This window comes from Paraburkholderia sp. BCC1884, assembly GCF_900996225.1.
Taxonomy (GTDB): domain Bacteria; phylum Pseudomonadota; class Gammaproteobacteria; order Burkholderiales; family Burkholderiaceae; genus Paraburkholderia.
The window spans coordinates 1-532 of sequence record NZ_CAAJGL010000122.1 but is presented as its reverse complement, the minus strand read 5'-3'; the positions used below and the strand labels follow the sequence as shown (position 1 = coordinate 532).

At 68.0% G+C, this 532-nt stretch carries 1 protein-coding gene; it reads right to left on the bottom strand.

Going from position 1 to position 532, the window contains the following annotated elements; translation table 11 throughout:
* Positions 1-532 (bottom strand): YaeQ family protein (locus FQ705_RS27650; RefSeq protein WP_144146725.1); only part of this gene is annotated, 532 nt, incomplete at both ends.

The following is a 532-nucleotide window of genomic DNA, read 5'->3' as shown; positions in this document are numbered from 1 at the left end:
CCTCGCCGCGCGGCTTGAGCACGGTCCATTCGACCGCGATCGGATCGTGCGTCGCGCTCGAGATCCACACCGTGCCGTCCTGGATCGTGCATTGCAGGCGCATGGTGCGTTCGGCCAGCGCGCCGAGCGCCTCGGCCGTACCCTCCAGCAGCGACAGCACGCGCACGTTGCGCAGCCGCTCGACCTTGCCGCGCACGCCCTGCCACCAGATGTCCGAGGTGCGGCCGCCGTAGGCGATCACGTCCACCTCGCCCGAGCGGCCGCTGGCCTTGGCGATGCGGCGCTCGTCGGGCTGGCCGATGTCGATCCAGGCCTCGATCGCGCCGGTCAGGTCCTTGAGCCAGAGGTCGGGCTCGTCGGTATCGGACAAGCCCTTGCAGAACTCGAGCCGTTCGTGCGCGAACAGCGCGAAGGCGACGATGCGCACCATCATCCGCTCGTCCGTTTCGGACGGGTGGCGGGCCACCGTCAGCGAGTGATCGCCGTAGTAATGCCGATCCATGTCGGCAATTTGCAGTTCGGCCTTGTAGAT